Genomic DNA, 14,786 nt, shown 5'->3' with positions numbered 1-14,786 from the left:
CCATCAGTCACTGTGACTTTAGATGCCTTACACACTCAAAAAAACAATCCAGTTACTCAGACAACGCGGACATGACTACCTAGTGACAGTCAAAGGCAACCAGAAAAAGCTGTATCAAGCTTTAACAAACTACTGTCAGGAACAAAAGCCAATCGCTCAACATGAATCCCAAAATGTTGGTCATGGTCGTTCTGAAAGAAGACGAGTAGAAGTCTGGTCTGTGCCGACTTCACTAACGCCAGAATGGAAGGATATACAATCCGTTGTCCGCATGACTCGGTGGGGACAGAGGCAGAGCCAAGACTATGAAAATCAGATGTTCTACATCACTTCATTACCACCACAAGGACTAAAGCTGAGTCGAGTAATTCGACAGCATTGGCAAATCGAGAACAACCTACATTGGGTAAAGGATGCACTTCTTGGGGAAGACAAAGCACAACAAAAAGATGGCCATGCTCCAGAGAACTTTGCCATCTTCCGTAGTTGGGTAATCTCGCTATTGAGATTGAACGGCTATTCATCCATAACGGAAGCCATAGCTCTGATTTCTCACCGATTACCGTTTTTACTATCGTTGTGTACTGCTTAGCTTCTTTCTCTCAAGAATGAAACAGCCCTGCCCCTCAAAACGTAGAGTATGGCATTGAGAACACAGCGTAGATTAATAGAACGAGGACGACCGCCGGATTTCGCTGGAGGTAATAAGGTTTCGATAAGAGACCATTGTTCATCGGTAAGGTCTGTTGGATAGGATAGAGGCATCTTTTTCGGTTAGGGATTTGAGTACTCTTTCAGACTAAATCTCTAACTTTTTCTCTCCCCACTAATCTTTTCAGACATCCTCTAAGGAATTAGGATGAAATTCCGACGAGTTAGCCTGAAACTCCTATAAATCAAGAGTTTGTTTGGAATTTTATCTATGCACTGATTCGCAACAAAGCATTCTAATTGAAAATATCGTATTGATCGAGCTCAATCAGTAGAATATTGCATAAAATAATCGCTGCTCAATAAAGAATAAAGAAGCCTCAAACCCAGATTAACGTGAGTTCTGGATAAGGAAAGAAAAGGAGAAAGCCCATATCGTGGAAGTTGTAACGAATCCACGGCTTTCTCCCATGTCCAGTCTAGAGGCTCTGTTTTGCCATGTTGATGATTTCTGTCAAATCTTTGAACCCTTATGGCATGAAGCGTTACTCAGCTCTGGCAAAAAGTACCGTCACCGTCAGAGAAGCCTCAGTCTGAGTGAGGTGATGACTATTCTCATTGCTTTCCATCAATCTCACTATCGAAATTTCAAGCATTTCTATCTCATCAAGGTGAAATGCGATTGGCAACAAGAGTTTCCTCTAGCTGTGAGCTATCAACGCTTTGTGACATGGATACCTTCGAGCTTGATTCCTCTCTGTACATATCTGCGACGATGCTTCGGACAATGCACTGGTATTAGCTTCATTGATGCCACCAGCATCAAGGTTTGCCATAATCGCCGTATCTCTCAACACCGTGTTTTGAAGGTTGCGCGGCAAGGGGCAAGACTTCGGTGGGATGGTTCTTCGGCTTCAAACTACACCTGGTCATCAATGAGCGAGGAGAATTACTCAACGTCCAAGTGACGCCTGGAAATACCGATGACCGCCAACCTGTAGTGGAGTTATGGCAAGACTTATGGGGTAAAGTCTTTGCCGATAAAGGCTATGTCTCACAATCTTTAGCCCAGCATCTTCAAGAGGAACATGAGGTGACCCTAATGGCTAAACCTCGTCGAAATATGAAGCATCATTTGATGGTTTATCAAGATAAACTTTTTGCTCGTAAGCGGGCTTTGATTGAGACAGTTATTGACCAACTGAAGAACATCTCACAGATTGAACATTCCCGACATCGCAGTCCCACAAACTTTTTGTGTGAACTTGCTGTGTGGGCTGATTGCTTACTGCCATCAACCCAAAAAACCTTCTTTACAGCTTGATTAGACCTATCATTCCTTATCCAGAACTCACGTAGATTAGGAATGACTTTTTTCCTGTTGCCCTTATCCCGAACTCACGTTACGTAGATTTTTATTATGTTCCAGTTACTGTTTTCTGGTTTTATGGTTTACCAAATTTCTGGTTAAGAGCTTCTGTGATCACTTCAGTCATTGTGATGCCTTGACGTTTCGCCTCAGCCGCCCAATGCTGGCGCAGTGACTTAGGAACTTTCACACAAAGATTGACCATTTTTTCTGCTTCAGTAGATTTTGTCGAAATCTGTTTTTCTGGCTTACCAGTTGTCTGGTTTACTGGTTTACTGGTTTGCTTTGCCTTACCGATGATGTCTCCAAATTTGCCGCTCATTTTTTTAGTACCTCAAAAATTTCCTTACCTAGTGCCTCAAAATCATTCTAAGGGACTTTATCTCTACCAGACATCTGGTTTACTGGTTTACCAACTAGAGCTGCTTTCTGAAATGTAGAGCTGCGCCTAATCATGCTTTGGAATGTGGGTACGCCATTGCTAGTCAATTCATTGCGCATGGTTTCACCTTCTTTGCTCGGATAAGGCAGCACGATAGTTAACAATGCTCAATACTTTGCGTCTCCGATATCATTGGCGATCGCTAGCATTGGCTCTAGGCTCACAACGTCTGGAGTTGTTGGCAGGATGAGCAAGTCACAACCCTTCGCTAGTTCCTGTAAGTCATCGCTGTTGGGTCGAGCTGGGGTATCAATCACTGCATAATCATGACAGGACATGACGCGCATAGCTTGACGCTCATCTGCAACAGTAAAAGGCATCTCGCCTCTCTGACTCCAATTAACATCAGTCCGATTTAGGTCACCATCTATGAGTATGGTTTTATGATTTCGGGCAAGGTATGCGGCTATGTGAATAGCGGAAGTTGATTTTCCTACACCGCCTTTGTATCCAGTGACAGCAATAATCTGCATTTCTGGTTATCTGGTTTTCAAGATAAAGTGAGTTCTGGATAAGGAAAGAAAAGAAGAAAGCTCATATCGTGGCAGTTGAAACCAATCCACAGCTTTCTCCTATGCTTAGTTTAGACGCTTTATTTTGTGACGTTGACGATTTCTGCCAGGTCTTTGAACCTCAGTGGCATCAAGAATTACTTAGCTCTTGCAAAAGGTATCGTCACCGTTCTAGAAGCCTAAGCTTGAGTGAGGTGATGACGATACTGATTGCATTTCATCAATCTCACTATCGTAATTTCAAGCATTTCTATCTCCTGATGGTGCGACACTATTGGCAAAAAGCCTTTCCCAAAGCAGTGAGTTATCAACGCTTTGTGGCATGGATGCCCTCCAGCTTAGTGCCTCTATGTGCCTATTTATGTGACTGTTATGGAGATTGCACAGGCATTAGTTTCATTGATGCCACCAGTATCAAAGTTTGTCACAATCGCCGTATTGCCCAACATCGAGTCTTTAACGGTCATGCCGCTAGAGGCAAAACCTCTGTTGGGTGGTTCTTTGGCTTCAAACTCCATCTGGTCATTAATGACCGAGGAGAATTACTTCATGTACAAATCACTCCTGGCAATATTGATGACAGAAAGCCTGTCGTTGAACTGTTACGGAATTTATTCGGCAAAGTTTTTGGAGATAAGGGCTATGTGTCCCAAGCTCTGGCACAACATCTCAAAGAAGAACATGATGTGATGTTAATTGCTAAACCTCGCCGCAATATGGAGAATCGCTTGATGCTCTGGCAAGATACATTCATCGCTCGTAAGCGAGCTTTAATTGAGACCGTCATTGACCAACTGAAGAATATTTCTCAGATTGAACACTCTCGCCATCGCAGTCCAGCGAACTTTTGTGTCAACTTGCTTTGCGGTCTCATTGCCTACTGTCATCAGCCTAAGAAACCCTCTCTTCAGCTTGATTAGAACCTCATTTCCTTATCCCGAACTCACGTTAGATTATGGGTATGGCTACTGCCATAAGTCAGAGAGGTTTATCGCAGAGAAGTTAGGTCATCGTACAGAACGAGTTAGCGTGATTGGAGGATGGCGAGAGGGAGAGCAGATAGCACCGATGGTATTTGAGGGCTATGCCAACAGCGCCTTAGTTTGCCAATGGGTAGAGGATTGCTTAGTGCCAGAGTTGATTCCGGGTCAAATTATTATTCTGGATAATGCCAGTGTTCATCCAAAGGAAAGAATACAAACATTGGTGGCGAAGGCAGGATGTGAAGTGATATTTTTGCCACCCTACTCACCACACCTGAACAAGATAGAGAAGTTTTGGGGGAGGTTAAAGAAGGAGGTAAGTAAGCTCATCAAGAAGACTGAGGATTTGTTCGATGCCATCAGAATAGCCTTCTGTTCTATGTCCTAACCTTCTCCTTCGCTGCTATAGCAGAAGCTAAAGCAAAGCAAAAACCCGGTCGTCCCAGTGTTTTATCCCTGGAAAATCAGTTACTCCTCACCTTGGAATATCTGAGGGAATATCGCACTTATTTTCCTATCGCTCAATCATGGGGCATTCATAAATCAACAGTTTGTCGCATGGTGCAAAAAACAGAGAATACACTCATCAAAGAAACCGATTGCCACTTACCCGGCATAAAACAGCTCCATGGTTCAGAAGAGTTATCTCTAACAGTAGTGGTGATGGATGCCACAGAACAGGCGATTGAAAAGCCTAAAAAACAACGTCTTTACTACTCAGGGAAAAAGAAGCATCATTCCCTTAAAGCTCAAATAGTTATTGCTTGGCAGTGGGCACAGATTATCTGTTGTGACTGTGAGAAAGGTAGCACCCATGACTTCAAACTATTCAAAAAGAGTGGAGTCCATTTTCAGCAGGGACAACTCTGCCTTGCCGACGCCGGATATCAAGGTCTACACAAGCGACATCAGCGGAGTCACACTTCTCACAAGAAGCCTAGAGGAGGAGAGTTGACTGCGGAACAGAAACAGGAGAATCAGCTCTTAGCAGCTCAAAGAATCATCATTGAGATGGTATTCAGAATGCTCAAAAGATTCCGCCTCTTATCCAGTCGATATCGTAACCGCCGTCGGAGATGGAGATTAAGACTCAATCTCATTGCGGGTCTTTACAACTTTGAACTGCCATAACCTTTTGCAAGAGGTCAACTCTCTAGTGGACTGGTTATCAACTTCCACAATATGCACTTTCTCCTTTTCTTTCTTAGAGGATGTCTGAAAAGTCTTTATATTCGATAAATACTGCGTAAATTCCGCCAGGTTGATCGCCTGAAGTACTTATTTTTACGTGCAACTCATTTCGACAAAAGTTACGGTCAGACCCTTTTCAGACATCCTCTTATCTCGAACTCACGTTATCTAGATAGGGCGATCGCCTCTTGTCCGATAAGCTTTCCTGCTGAAACCGCCCCCCAAGGTTCGGGAACCTACACTACTAAAACAAGTAGTCCAAAGCGCAATATAGATGTAACTCAAAGAACAGGTTCACCCCACGTGAACTTTAGTTCAAACTTCCAACAAACATTTTTATTAAACTGCTCATCTTTGGAGTCACACTGCCATGGGAAAAGTCGTCGGTATTGACCTAGGAACTACAAACTCCTGCGTTTCTGTAATGGAAGGTGGAAAGCCCACCGTAATTGCCAATGCAGAAGGTTTCAGAACAACTCCTTCTGTCGTTGCCTACGCGAAAAACGGCGACTTACTCGTCGGGCAAATTGCCAAGCGTCAAGCCGTAATGAACCCTGGCAACACCTTCTACTCTGTGAAGCGCTTTATTGGACGTAAGTACAGCGAAGTCAGCAACGAATCCACTGAAGTTGCTTACACCGTAGAAAAAGATAGCAACAGCAACGTAAAAATTGACTGTAATGCTAAAGACAAGAAATTTGCTCCAGAAGAAATTGCTGCCCAAGTACTCCGCAAGCTTATTGATGATGCAAGTACTTACCTTGGTGAAACCGTAACCCAAGCCGTTATTACCGTTCCTGCATACTTCAATGACTCCCAACGTCAAGCAACCAAAGACGCAGGCAAAATTGCTGGTGTAGAAGTTCTCCGGATTATTAACGAGCCTACCGCAGCATCCCTCGCCTACGGACTTGATAAAAAGAGTAACGAAACAATCCTCGTATTTGACCTTGGTGGTGGTACTTTCGACGTCTCCATCCTTGAAGTCGGCGACGGCGTATTTGAAGTACTCTCTACCTCTGGTGATACTCACCTTGGTGGTGATGACTTCGATAAGAAGATCGTTGACTTCCTCGCAGAAGGTTTCGAGAAAACTGAAGGCATTGATCTTCGCAAAGATAAGCAAGCTCTCCAACGTCTTACGGAAGCTGCTGAGAAAGCAAAGATTGAATTGTCTAACGTTACTCAGGCAGACATCAACTTGCCTTTCATCACTGCAACTCAAGATGGCCCTAAGCATCTCGATACAAGCTTGACTCGTGCAAAGTTTGAAGAGATTTGTGCTGACCTAATTGATCGTTGCCGCATCCCTGTTGAGAATGCGATTCGTGACGCCAAGATCGATAAGTCTGCTATTGACGAAGTTGTACTTGTTGGTGGTTCTACTCGTATTCCTTCCGTTCAAGATGTTGTTGAGCGCGTTCTCGGCAAGAAGCCTAACCAAACCGTAAACCCTGACGAAGTTGTAGCGATTGGTGCTGCAATTCAAGGTGGTGTACTTGCTGGTGAAGTTAAGGACATTCTTCTCCTTGACGTCACGCCTCTCTCCCTCGGTGTGGAAACCCTTGGTGGTGTAATGACCAAGATTATCCCCAGAAACACTACAATTCCTACGAAGAAATCTGAAGTGTTCTCGACCGCGGTTGATGGTCAGACCAATGTAGAAATCCATGTTCTACAGGGTGAGCGCGAAATGTCTAAGGACAATAAGAGTCTTGGAACCTTCCGTCTCGATGGTATTCCCGCGGCTCCTCGTGGCGTACCTCAAATTGAAGTAACCTTTGATATCGACGCTAACGGTATTTTGAACGTTACAGCGAAAGATAAGGGTACTGGTAAGGAACAGTCTATTAGTATCACTGGTGCTTCGACTCTGCCTGATGATGAGGTAGATCGTATGGTTCAGGAAGCTGAGGCGAATGCTTCTGCTGATAAGGAACGTCGTGAAAAGATTGACCGTAAGAACCAGGCTGATTCTTTGGTTTACCAAGCTGAAAAGCAACTTGAAGAGCTAGGCGATAAGGTTCCTACTGATGACAAGAGTAAGGCTGATCAGATGATTAAGGATCTGAAAGAAGCTGTGGCTCAGGAAGATGACGAGAAGATTTCTACGGTCATGCCTGAACTACAACAGTTGCTTTACACCATTAGTACCAACATCTATCAAGAGGCTGGTGGCGATCCTTCTGCTGCTGGTTTTGACCCCAATGCTGCGGCTGGTGCTGGTGCACCTCCTAGTGATGGTGGTGGCAGTGATAATAATAATAATGATGATGGTGGCGACGATGTGATCGATGCTGAGTTCTCTGAGACTAAGTAGTCGGAACTTCTCTAAGGCTGTTTAAGTCTCTGATGTAAATAAATAGTTCGTGATTATAGGAGGTGTAATGCCTCCTTTTTTTGTGAAAAAATATAGGGGTGGCGATCGCCTCATTAATTCGCTGTTATTGGGTGAAAATAGAGTTTTAATTTGTCTCTGAGACGATCGCTGTTTCTTCTTGAACGGTCTTCGCAAAGGCGATCGCACTGTAGAGCTGCCAAGCTGGATCCCAGTGAGTGTCTTTGTGCTCCTCTTGGCGGAAGAGGTAAGTTTGAGGATTAATTTTACGGATTAGCTCAGGGAAGTCAGCGGCATGGGTCGCAAAACTTTTGAAGTCGTCACATTGAGTTGCATGACCAAGGTGTTCGATGAGTTGTGTGCTGAGATTATTCCAACTTTGTCGGACGCTCTGTTGCTCAATTTGCTGGTGAATTTGAGTCTCTGAAAAGAAAGAAATCCCTTCCCTGAATTGGTAATGTTGATCGCTTAATCGCAAAATTGTTTGGCGATCGCCCACATGGAGATCGAGGAAGTAAGCATAATCCATCACTTTGGTTTTGTAATAGGTTTTGCCGCGAGCATTTTTTTCAAGGGACTCCTCAAATAATGGCAATCTTCCTTCGACATACTGATGGATCTCAGACCACTCAAACGTAATCATGACAAGCTGTTGAGCTGTATCTAGACATTCAATCACTAAGTCTGGCTCTAGCTGTTGGATGGATTGAACTTGCAAAACTTGAATCTCTTTAAGTTGTTCCATCGACAGACAAAAACCGGGAATATTCCCCTGCTGGAGTGCGTTCGCATAAAAGCGCAAATCTCCTAACTGACCCGTGCGGAATAAACGCCAAGATTTTAATGGGATTTGCATTTGTGCTGAATAAGGATCTGTCTCCATCACTTTCGCAAAATGCTGTGCTGCTGCTTTTTTTTCTGACTTTTGAACAGGCTCCAATACAAATAGGCCATACTCATCCCCGCCTAAAGCTTCCTTCTCTGCGGCGATCGCTTCTTGTCGCTGTTGGTATTCTTGTTCCTCTATCTGTAGAAGAGCCTGTCGGGCAGCAAGCATAATCTTCGGACTATGATTAATGCGTAGTATTTTCCGATAACGCTTTTCCGCATCCTTAATCTTGTCAGTAAGCTCATACCAGCGAGCAATATAGAACTGCAACCAAGGATCCTCAGGTTCCGACTCTTGCCATTTTTTGAGTAGGGATTTCACGCAAGGAAGATTATCATCCTCTAGAGCTGCTTGAATCTCCTTAACGAAATCTCGTGACCTACTCATTTCTGTGCCAATACGTTGCAATATCCTTAGACCCTTATTTTACCCAGTCATTTTTCAAAATAGATCGACGCAATTCCGTAACAAAAAAGAGGAACAACATAAATTGTTCCCCTAATGATCAAAATTGTATCTATTGTCGTAATCTTTTTCCCTTTCGAGAATAGAGATTTACGCCATACGGGAGTAATACTCAACCACGAGTAGTTCGTTGACTTGTAGCGCAACCCATTCCCGCTCAATAATGCCATTGACTTTACCAGTCAAATTAGCCTTATCAAACTCAAGGTGGCTAGGAACGTTCGCTAAACCAGGGAACTCCATGTTTGCTTCAACGAGCTTACGGGAGCGATCACGATCGCGAACAGTAATCAAGTCACCAGGACGACACTGGTAACTCGGAATGTCAACACGACGACCATTGACCATGATGTGACCATGGTTAACAAGTTGGCGGGCCGCTGGAATCGTACCAGCCATACCTAAACGGAAGATTGTATTGTCGAGACGCATTTCTAGCTGTTGCAAAATCGCCTGACCGGTAGAACCCGTTGCACGACGAGCTTTACGGACATAACGAATGAGCTGCTTCTCAGAAACACCATAGTTGAAACGCAATTTCTGCTTTTCTTCTAGACGAATCGCATATTCAGAACGCTTGCGGCGACCTTGGCCATGCTGTCCGGGTGGATATTCCCGACGTGCGCTCTTACGGGTTAAACCCGGTAATTCTCCTAATCTACGTGTAATGCGTAGACGTGCTCCACGATAACGAGCCATAAGGTTTTCTTCTCCTTAATGTTTACTTGATGTCAAAAAAGACCTCAAACCGCTTACTACGGCTCTTTTTGAGATTGTTGCCTACAAGAGGGAGGTCAAAGTTTGGACGTCCTGTAGGCTGAAAATCTGTTTGAAACGACGATTGGCTGTATGAGAGCTATCTTGTGGTTTCTAGCAAAAAATTCACAACCTTTCTAAAATACCATGACCAATCAAGATTTCAAAGAATAGTTAGTTTATCGTGAATAAATAAGACTGGCGATCGCCTTAACAGAAGATATATCGCCTTAACAGAAGATATTAGGAGAAGAACTCATAAAATTCATAAAATTGATGGTGATATATTGCCACAAATTCTTTTCCAAGCATTAAATTATTTCTCTATCTCTGCTTGCTTATATAAAGTCGCTATTGGAATTAATCTTGCTGTTCTGGATGGGATCACAGCATTATGTTTTGTGCGCTGCGATAATGCTGGCTAGCTAGCGTTATCGCAAAAAAATGCTCTGAAAAATCAAACTCTTGTGTTAAGTTCTTGGCTGTTTGATAAGCATTTGTACTACGATGAATTTTTGTTTTTTTGTATTACTACTCTTTGAGATTTTTCGCTACGTTAAAATTTTTCTTGGCATACTATTTTGATGTGATGTATTGAGTTTTATTGGATTAATATCTTGGTTGATTCCCGCAATATCAACTTTACGAGTATGAAATCATTCGTTGTTTAGCCTGATTTCCCTGTGCTGCCTACTTACGGTCAATGGGTTAGTGGAGAAAGCACTCTGTGACAAAGATTTTGGTTGTTGATAATCATCTCAAAAATTTAGAGCGGCTTGAAAGACTTCTGACAGTGGAAGATTTTCAAGTCTTAACAGCCGACAGTGCCAGCATTGCCTTGATGCGAATTCAGCAAGAATTACCCAGTTTGGTTATTTGTAATGCTGAAGCTTTAGAGGGAGGTGGTTTGAGTTTTTTGCGTACATTGCGCACTCAAATATCGACAGCGACAATTCCTTTCATTTTCCTGTCTTCAGCAATGACAGAATCCGCACGACGATTCGCTATGAATTTGGGGGCGGATGATTATATTTCAATGCCTTGTGATGATCATGAATTGGTCGAAACGATCCTCTGTCGTCTGAAGCGACACCAAACTCTTGAAGAGCATAGTTCTCGGCGTTTAGATGAATTGCGTCGAAATTTAACAGTAGCTCTACCCCATGAGCTGAGAACGCCATTGCAAGGCATGATTACATCAGCGGAATTGTTGAGTGAATATTGGCAGACTTTAGAGCAAGATGAAATCGTTGAAATCACCCACAATATCCGACTGTCTGCGGATCGACTCCATCGGTTGATCCAGAAATTTCTAATGTATTTTCGGCTTGATTTGGTTGCTGATGAGCCTAGGGAGCGAGAAAAATGGCCTCGTGGTGCGATGGGGACTAGCCAAGTTTTGATCCATTTTTTAGGGAAAAAATGTGCGCTTCGCTATCAAAGGGGTGAGGATTTGCGGTGTGAGCTGTGTGATGCAGTGATTGCAATTTCTGAAAAATGGTTATCTGTTTTATTAGAGGAGCTACTCGATAATGCATTCAAGTTTTCGCAGCCAGAGATGCTGGATGGAGAAACAGGAAAGCTGGTAAAGGTGCGTACACAAGTGGATGGCGATCGCTGGGTGCTAGAGATTCGTGATTGGGGTCGTGGGATGACAGAGGAAGAGATTGCGCATGTGGGAGCTTATATGCAATTTAACCGTCTGCAATATGAGCAGCAAGGCACTGGTCTCGGTCTGGCGATCGCCGAACGTATTGTAAAAATTTATAATGGGACGATGACGATTGATAGTACCGTTAACGAGGGTACGCTGCTCACGATTTCTTTACCTTTGCAAGGCGACACCGATGAGACAGATTCTTCTGCTGTCATTGGCTAGTCCTAACGTTTCTCCATGACCCAATTTCACAATGCCTTTACGTTATTTGTCAGCCTGTTGGTGGAGGCAATGCCTTTTCTGCTATTAGGAGTTGTTCTATCGAGTGTGCTGTTGGTCTGGGTCGATGAGCGCAAATTAATTAAAGTCCTCCCCAAAAATCCACTGTTGGGCGCTTTCATGGGGAGTTGCATCGGCTTTTTCTTCCCCGTCTGTGAATGTGGAAATGTCCCTGTAGCAAGGCGTTTTCTCATGCAGGGGATTCCGACTTCTGTTGCTGTTGGTTTTTTACTCGCTGCGCCAACCCTGAATCCTGTGGTGATTTGGTCTACTTGGATTGCTTTTCGAGGACAACCAGAGATTGTGTTATTCCGTATTCTTGGCTCGTTGGCGATCGCCACCATTGTGGGCACAGTTTTTAGCGTGCAATCTGACCCAAAAGTTTTATTGCATCCCCGCCTCGCCAAGCGCTTAAAGTATCTCCAACAAACAGCTCAACCCCAAGAGCAGTCCGCCGCTAGTCCATTGTTGCAATCGGGTACATTCTTTCTTGGAGGAAATCAAGGGAGCAACGTTCCTTTGGAGACTGTGGCAACCCAGATGCCTGAGGCACTCGACCTGGCACAACCCAAAGGTTTTAAGCAAAAATTTCGGGCTTTGATCACAAATATTTCCCAAGAATTGCGGGAATTGGGCGCTGTCTTGATTTTTGGGAGTGCGATCGCCGCTCTGATTCAAGTATTTGTCCCACGGGAAGTTGTCTTAAGCCTTGGGCAAGGTACCATCACGTCGATTATTGCCATGATGCTGTTGGCAGCCATTGTTTCTATTTGTTCAACAGTAGACTCGTTTTTTGCACTGTCATTTGCCTCAACTTTTACAACCGGATCATTGCTGGCCTTTTTGATTTTTGGGCCGATGATCGACATCAAAGCCGTGGGTTTAATGCTCTCAATTTTTAAACCCCGCTTCATTTTGTATTTCTTCATGTTGGCAGGGCAACTCACTTTCATTCTGGCGTTGGGTTATAGCTATTTTGCTTAATGTCTCGGAATTGATTTTTTTATCAATGCCCCCGCGACGTACAATAAATACCGTTTTCAACAGTCAAATTGCTATGCAGTACCACGCTCAAATCTACGTTACGCTTCGTCCTTCTGTTCTCGATCCGGCAGGCACAGCTGTGGAATCTGGTTTAGGTCAATTGGGCTATGAAGGGGTTTCTGAGGTACGGATTGGTAAATATATTGAACTAAATTTAGAGGCGGCTGATGAGGCTGACGCAAAGCAAAAAGTTGATCAAATGTGTGATCAGCTCCTTACAAATCCTGTTATTGAAAATTATCGTTTCGATCTAACATCTGTAAGTTAATAGGCGATCGCCTACCAAAGAGAGAGTGTCGAACCTATTGCTATTTAGATAACTGAACTATGAAATTTGGTGTAATTGTTTTCCCCGGCTCAAACTGCGATCGCGATATGGCGATGGTCACAGACGGTGTGTTTGGGCAACCGACCCGCATGGTTTGGCATCAGGAAACGGATATTTCAGACTTAGATGTGATCGCGATCCCCGGTGGGTTTAGTTATGGGGATTATCTCCGATGTGGGGCGATCGCCCGGTTTTCACCTGTGATTAAAAGCGTGATTGAGCACGCCAACCAAGGAAAATATGTGTTGGGTGTTTGTAACGGTTTTCAGGTGTTAACGGAAGTAGGGTTATTACCTGGTGCTCTCGTCCGAAATCGTGACCTTCATTTCATCTGCGATCGCGTTCCCCTTAAAGTGGGGCGCAGTGATCTGTCTTGGACGCGAGGTTATCAGCAAGAGCAAGTCATTACCATTCCCATTGCCCATGGTGAAGGCCGTTACCATGCTGACGCAGAAACCTTGCAAAGTATTGAAGACAATGGACAGGTGATTTTCCGGTATTGCAACACCCAAGGGAATGTCAATGAAGCGGCAAATCCGAATGGCTCCCTCAATAACATTGCAGGCATCGTTAACGCGAAAGGGAATGTGCTCGGCATGATGCCCCACCCTGAACGCGCAGCTGATACCAATTTGGGTAATGCGGACGGCAAAGGTTTATTTGAAGGTCTACTTGATCTCGTTGCCTAGATCTTCAGATTGTTTCGGTAAAAATGGCAGTAGTGCGAGTCCTGCGGCGATCGCCAAGGCACAGACCCCAGCAATGCCCTGAAAGGCTTGGTTTTCTGGTGAAAAAATACTAGGGAATAATCGATTAGCGATGCCCGAGACTCCAAAATAAATTCCGATCCCGAAGCCTGCCCAGCGACCTGGCACTGTCGCGAAAATGTATGGCAATGTACCATTGCGTACTGTCGCAAAGGCGCAAATCCATAAGCCCGCCACAAAGATATAGAGCCATGCCAACCCCGGTGAGGCTAGCAGGATGATGAGCATTAAACTCAAACTACTTAAGGCGATCGCCAATAACGGATAATCTCGCCACCGTCTCCATAGCATGGCGATAGGAATAGCTGCTAAAGCGAGGAGTAGGTTTAAAAGTGGCATCCAATTGGCGTCTGAACCGAAGGCCCCTGCTCCAAAGACACCACTTAAATTACCCATGAAAATTTTTGTACCCCATGCCAAAACAAGGGAAATGAGAGCGGTGCGGACAATACCATCCCAAGGTATCGGCGGTGTCGAGTGCTCTTGATCCTCCGCTGGTGGTTGTAACGGTGGCATAAAAAACTTCAAAAAAGTTGAGGCGGCAAGTAAGGTAATTGACCCCACCAAAAATGCTGGCAGTGGCCCCCATCCCAAAATAATTTCTTTGATATTGCCCTTAATCAAGCCCATTAAGCCGCCTGCCATCATCAATACCGAAACGGCTAAAGGTAATTCTGATTTCGGAGCACTTTTTAGCAACAACACATAGATAGGTGTCCGGAAGATTGTCATGGCTAAAGCCCAGGCGATCGCCACACCAGGGAGTACCCAAGTGAACGGTAATTGCAACAGGGCGACGATGGGAAATAGCACAAAAGTAGCAGCGGAGAGAATGACGCCTAGGGTAATTAAAGGGCCACGGCTACCCAAAGCTTGTTGCTGCTTATCGCTGAGAATCCCAAAAATCGGTTCCATTAATAGCGCCAGAACCACCTCAAAGGTGACGAGTTTAGCTGTGAAGGCTTCCGAAAAACCCCATCCTCCTAACAGATCACCGAGGTAGGCGTTGTAGGTTACCCACATCACCGTGAGCGCACTCTGCACTGCGGCGATCGCCAATACCCGTCCCCAAACAACGCCCATTGATTTTGTCGAAGTTGTCGCCATAATTCCAC

The 14,786-nt window shown here is 44.4% G+C and carries 13 protein-coding genes and 3 pseudogenes; 10 read left to right on the top strand and 6 right to left on the bottom strand.

The window, feature by feature from the left end:
• Nucleotides 1-22 precede the first annotated feature (22 nt).
• Entirely contained in the window at nt 23-592 is a 570-nt protein-coding gene (locus LEPTO7376_RS27270) for an ISAs1 family transposase (RefSeq protein ID WP_051188712.1), read from the top strand.
• Nucleotides 593-627: 35 nt separating this feature from the next.
• On the opposite strand, the pseudogene LEPTO7376_RS25560 reads toward LEPTO7376_RS27270, so the two are convergent.
• Nucleotides 628-765: pseudogene (locus LEPTO7376_RS25560) on the bottom strand (transposase); the annotation flags it as partial.
• A 356-nt stretch (nt 766-1,121) separates the two neighbouring features.
• On the opposite strand from LEPTO7376_RS25560, the pseudogene LEPTO7376_RS28895 reads away from it, so the two are divergent.
• Nucleotides 1,122-1,979 (top strand): annotated as a pseudogene (locus LEPTO7376_RS28895) (IS982 family transposase).
• A 117-nt stretch (nt 1,980-2,096) separates the two neighbouring features.
• Here LEPTO7376_RS28895 and LEPTO7376_RS04410 read toward each other — a convergent pair.
• Entirely contained in the window at nt 2,097-2,342 is a 246-nt protein-coding gene (locus LEPTO7376_RS04410; protein ID WP_015133045.1) for a hypothetical protein, read from the bottom strand.
• 227 nt (nt 2,343-2,569) lie between these two features.
• The gene (locus LEPTO7376_RS04405) at nt 2,570-2,935 is read right to left on the bottom strand and encodes a ParA family protein (RefSeq protein WP_264308974.1); all 366 of its coding nucleotides are present in this window, start codon (nt 2,933-2,935) and stop codon (nt 2,570-2,572) included.
• 101 nt (nt 2,936-3,036) lie between these two features.
• Here LEPTO7376_RS04405 and LEPTO7376_RS04400 point away from each other — a divergent pair, with 101 nt between their 5' ends.
• From LEPTO7376_RS04400 to dnaK, 4 genes and pseudogenes are all read left to right on the top strand, one after another.
• Nucleotides 3,037-3,894, top strand: a complete 858-nt coding sequence (locus LEPTO7376_RS04400) for an IS982 family transposase (protein ID WP_015133044.1) — start codon at nt 3,037-3,039, stop codon at nt 3,892-3,894.
• 25 nt (nt 3,895-3,919) lie between these two features.
• Nucleotides 3,920-4,345, top strand: a pseudogene (locus LEPTO7376_RS04395) (transposase); the annotation flags it as partial.
• Nucleotides 4,330-5,088 carry an IS5 family transposase gene (locus LEPTO7376_RS04390; protein ID WP_051188711.1) on the top strand — a complete coding sequence of 253 codons (759 nt, stop codon included), beginning with the start codon at nt 4,330-4,332 and terminating at the stop codon, nt 5,086-5,088. The pseudogene LEPTO7376_RS04395 and the gene LEPTO7376_RS04390, both read left to right, overlap by 16 nt.
• 430 nt (nt 5,089-5,518) lie before the next feature.
• Nucleotides 5,519-7,468, top strand: a complete 1,950-nt coding sequence (dnaK, locus tag LEPTO7376_RS04385; protein WP_015133043.1) for a molecular chaperone DnaK — start codon at nt 5,519-5,521, stop codon at nt 7,466-7,468.
• A 145-nt stretch (nt 7,469-7,613) separates the two neighbouring features.
• On the opposite strand, the gene LEPTO7376_RS04380 is transcribed toward dnaK, so the two are convergent.
• Together LEPTO7376_RS04380 and rpsD are read right to left on the bottom strand one after the other, a co-directional pair.
• The gene (locus tag LEPTO7376_RS04380) at nt 7,614-8,762 is read right to left on the bottom strand and encodes a hypothetical protein (protein WP_041764953.1); all 1,149 of its coding nucleotides are present in this window, start codon (nt 8,760-8,762) and stop codon (nt 7,614-7,616) included.
• Between the two features lie 168 nt (nt 8,763-8,930).
• Nucleotides 8,931-9,539, bottom strand: coding sequence for a 30S ribosomal protein S4 (gene rpsD, locus LEPTO7376_RS04375; RefSeq protein ID WP_015133041.1), 609 nt, complete (start codon nt 9,537-9,539; stop codon nt 8,931-8,933).
• A 784-nt stretch (nt 9,540-10,323) separates the two neighbouring features.
• Here rpsD and LEPTO7376_RS04370 point away from each other — a divergent pair.
• The 4 genes from LEPTO7376_RS04370 (at nt 10,324) to purQ (ending at nt 13,593) form a co-directional block, all read left to right on the top strand.
• Entirely contained in the window at nt 10,324-11,475 is a 1,152-nt protein-coding gene (locus LEPTO7376_RS04370) for a hybrid sensor histidine kinase/response regulator (RefSeq protein ID WP_015133040.1), read from the top strand.
• 15 nt (nt 11,476-11,490) lie between these two features.
• Nucleotides 11,491-12,516: a permease gene (locus tag LEPTO7376_RS04365; RefSeq protein WP_015133039.1), complete on the top strand. Its 1,026-nt coding sequence runs from the start codon at nt 11,491-11,493 to the stop codon at nt 12,514-12,516.
• Between the two features lie 73 nt (nt 12,517-12,589).
• On the top strand, nt 12,590-12,844 hold the full coding sequence (gene purS / locus LEPTO7376_RS04360) for a phosphoribosylformylglycinamidine synthase subunit PurS (RefSeq protein WP_160148379.1): 255 nt from the start codon (nt 12,590-12,592) through the stop codon (nt 12,842-12,844).
• 59 nt (nt 12,845-12,903) lie between these two features.
• Nucleotides 12,904-13,593, top strand: coding sequence for a phosphoribosylformylglycinamidine synthase subunit PurQ (purQ, locus tag LEPTO7376_RS04355; protein WP_015133037.1), 690 nt, complete (start codon nt 12,904-12,906; stop codon nt 13,591-13,593).
• Here purQ and LEPTO7376_RS04350 read toward each other — a convergent pair.
• Nucleotides 13,573-14,778 carry an MFS transporter gene (locus tag LEPTO7376_RS04350; RefSeq protein WP_015133036.1) on the bottom strand — a complete coding sequence of 402 codons (1,206 nt, stop codon included), beginning with the start codon at nt 14,776-14,778 and terminating at the stop codon, nt 13,573-13,575. The genes purQ and LEPTO7376_RS04350 overlap by 21 nt on opposite strands.
• Nucleotides 14,779-14,786: the final 8 nt, after the last annotated feature.

The sequence above is a fragment of the [Leptolyngbya] sp. PCC 7376 genome (genome assembly GCF_000316605.1).
Lineage (GTDB): Bacteria > Cyanobacteriota > Cyanobacteriia > Cyanobacteriales > MRBY01 > MRBY01.
This window is presented reverse-complemented; position numbering and strand designations above follow the sequence as displayed.

Coding starts and splice junctions, on each gene's coding strand:
- LEPTO7376_RS27270 (WP_051188712.1), top strand. CDS start 23: ATGCCTTACACACTCAAAAAAACAATCCAGTTACTCAGACAACGCGGA.
- LEPTO7376_RS04410 (WP_015133045.1), bottom strand. CDS start 2,342: ATGAGCGGCAAATTTGGAGACATCATCGGTAAGGCAAAGCAAACCAGT.
- LEPTO7376_RS04405 (WP_264308974.1), bottom strand. CDS start 2,935: ATGCAGATTATTGCTGTCACTGGATACAAAGGCGGTGTAGGAAAATCA.
- LEPTO7376_RS04400 (WP_015133044.1), top strand. CDS start 3,037: ATGCTTAGTTTAGACGCTTTATTTTGTGACGTTGACGATTTCTGCCAG.
- dnaK (WP_015133043.1), top strand. CDS start 5,519: ATGGGAAAAGTCGTCGGTATTGACCTAGGAACTACAAACTCCTGCGTT.
- LEPTO7376_RS04380 (WP_041764953.1), bottom strand. CDS start 8,762: ATGAGTAGGTCACGAGATTTCGTTAAGGAGATTCAAGCAGCTCTAGAG.
- rpsD (WP_015133041.1), bottom strand. CDS start 9,539: ATGGCTCGTTATCGTGGAGCACGTCTACGCATTACACGTAGATTAGGA.
- LEPTO7376_RS04365 (WP_015133039.1), top strand. CDS start 11,491: ATGACCCAATTTCACAATGCCTTTACGTTATTTGTCAGCCTGTTGGTG.
- purS (WP_160148379.1), top strand. CDS start 12,590: ATGCAGTACCACGCTCAAATCTACGTTACGCTTCGTCCTTCTGTTCTC.
- purQ (WP_015133037.1), top strand. CDS start 12,904: ATGAAATTTGGTGTAATTGTTTTCCCCGGCTCAAACTGCGATCGCGAT.
- LEPTO7376_RS04350 (WP_015133036.1), bottom strand. CDS start 14,778: ATGGCGACAACTTCGACAAAATCAATGGGCGTTGTTTGGGGACGGGTA.